This is a genomic window from Eubacterium sp. 1001713B170207_170306_E7 (assembly GCF_015547515.1).
Classification (GTDB): domain Bacteria; phylum Bacillota; class Clostridia; order Eubacteriales; family Eubacteriaceae; genus Eubacterium.
This window is the reverse complement of sequence record NZ_JADMVE010000019.1, coordinates 1-1,807: the sequence shown is the minus strand read 5'-3', so window position 1 is coordinate 1,807 and position 1,807 is coordinate 1. Positions and strand designations below refer to the sequence as shown.

The window sequence follows — 1,807 nt, the reverse complement described above, 5'->3', positions numbered from 1 at the left end:
TGGCAGGCGTCTTCATAGTCTGAGGGATCGATGCCGGGTGTGCGCTGCATGGTGCTTAATATCAGCGGCTTAAAGGTTATGAGCAGCAGCTCACAGGCGGCTTTGCCCTCTGCCCGCTCTGGGCTGTTTCTGGGGCTTTCCTGCCCTTTTTGATATTGCAGTACCCTATTGTCAATCGCTTTGTATTTACTCAAACAGGCCTCCTACTCGTCCTCATAGACGTCTGTGATGCTCAGCACAATGCCTGGGTAGCGGCTCTCCACTGCTTCCCGGTAGTCATTGAACGCGTCCTCGGCTTCTTCGGCGCTGCGGGCGTAAAAGCCCACCTGCGCCCGGCACTCGGCCTCGACCAGGTAGGAGCGGCGGCGGTGCTGTATGCCGGGTCCCTTTCCGTATCGGTTCATGGTGTTTCTCCTTTCTGCTTTCTCTCTCTGGCGGCCCACATGGCCTCGAAGGCGGCCACCTCGTCGTCCGGGTACAGGGCCTGAATGGCGGCTTTCTCGGTATCGGTGAGGGGCGGCAGCAGGTTGAAGCCGTGGATATTGGGCGGCGCCTCCTGATTACAATACAATAGAGAAGCTTGTTTATGATTTATATTTATGAACGGGGACACCTCTGTCACAGCTGGTGGGACAGACGGCGTCCAGATTTGTGTCCCATTGTCTCCCTTCTCTGCCCCAAGGACGGTGATGGCCAGGCTCCTGTCAAAGGGCACCATGCGGTAAATGCCTGCTCGCTGTCCTTTGTCCTTTTCGTACGTCACACGGCCCTGGTCAATGAGGTAGCCTCTTTGTCGCAGCAGCACGCGCCGGTCCTTAATGCCCAGAAGGGGCATGAGCACCGTGTTGGGAACCTTAAAACGAACGGGCCAGTGCCAGCCGCCGTTCTCTGCCCGGACAGCGGCCTTGTTGTTGTAATACATGAGCAGGTGCCAGTAGGCCTGAAGCACCGGGCTGAGGGGGTTGGCCTCCAGCCATTTGTAAAAGGCCAGCAGCTCGGTCAGGTAGTTCAACGGGGTGTCTCCTGGGCGGGTTTGGCCTGGCGCGCCTTTTCGTGCAGCTGCTGGAGCCGGTCTTTTAAGTAGTCGCAGCCTGAGGCAGTCACCCGGATACCCCGGCCTCCTCCGGAGGTTTTTCCGCTGCCGTTTTCCAGGATTCGCATATACGCTGCCTTTTCGGTAATAACGTTATTGCCATCCACCTTACAGATATAACCCTCACGGCGCAGATAGGCGTAAAAGTCATGGTTTCCCAGATATACCCCTTCTTCCTCCAGCAGCCTGTCCAGAAAAGCCTGGACGGTCATGGCCGGCTGGCCCGCGTAGTGTTTCCAGCCAATCATGGCCATTGTCTCGTCCATATCCATATAATGCGGCAGGGACACATCGGAAATGGGGTGCGGCTCCTCTGGCACGGTGCCCAGGCCGCGTACCTGTTTCTCCAGCGTCCTGTTTTTTATGAACAAGCGGTGGGCTTTTGTGGTCTCCAGCTCCAGGGCCAGATACAGCATCCGCAGGATATCGGCGGTGACGGTGACAGGCTTTTCAGGATTGGCGATGGAGAGTTCTAAATCCTCAGCGCCGTTTTTGTAGGTCGCCAGGCGGATAATGGTGGAAATCCGGCTCATGGTGACGTCGGGGCAGACCTTTTTTTGGGCGCACGAACCACGCCCGGTATTTCCGTTTTTTTGAGCCGTTGCTTCTTTTTTGTCTGTGTGCTGTTTACGATACATTGTAAACCTCCTGTAAAATAAAATGATTTTATTTCAGCGGCGTTTTGTTGTTCTCACGTCTGCTGATGGTTCTATC

Annotated in this window: 3 protein-coding genes and 1 pseudogene; all 4 read right to left on the bottom strand. The window is 55.8% G+C overall.

Translation table 11 applies throughout. The annotated features are described in order from the left end of the window. Positions 1 to 194: pseudogene (locus I2B62_RS20355) on the bottom strand (sigma-70 family RNA polymerase sigma factor); the annotation flags it as partial. A 9-nt stretch (positions 195 to 203) separates the two neighbouring features. Next, positions 204 to 404: a hypothetical protein gene (locus I2B62_RS20350; RefSeq protein WP_195270859.1), complete on the bottom strand. Its 201-nt coding sequence runs from the start codon at positions 402 to 404 to the stop codon at positions 204 to 206. Next, positions 401 to 1,012, bottom strand: coding sequence for a restriction endonuclease subunit S (locus I2B62_RS20345; protein ID WP_195270858.1), 612 nt, complete (start codon positions 1,010 to 1,012; stop codon positions 401 to 403). The genes I2B62_RS20350 and I2B62_RS20345 overlap by 4 nt, the downstream gene beginning before the upstream one ends. After that, positions 1,009 to 1,731: a hypothetical protein gene (locus I2B62_RS20340; protein WP_195270857.1), complete on the bottom strand. Its 723-nt coding sequence runs from the start codon at positions 1,729 to 1,731 to the stop codon at positions 1,009 to 1,011. The genes I2B62_RS20345 and I2B62_RS20340 overlap by 4 nt, the downstream gene beginning before the upstream one ends. Positions 1,732 to 1,807: the final 76 nt, after the last annotated feature.

Excerpts from the sequence above, each read along its gene's own strand:
- I2B62_RS20350 (WP_195270859.1), bottom strand. The coding sequence starts at position 404 with ATGAACCGATACGGAAAGGGACCCGGCATACAGCACCGCCGCCGCTCC.
- I2B62_RS20340 (WP_195270857.1), bottom strand. The coding sequence starts at position 1,731 with ATGTATCGTAAACAGCACACAGACAAAAAAGAAGCAACGGCTCAAAAA.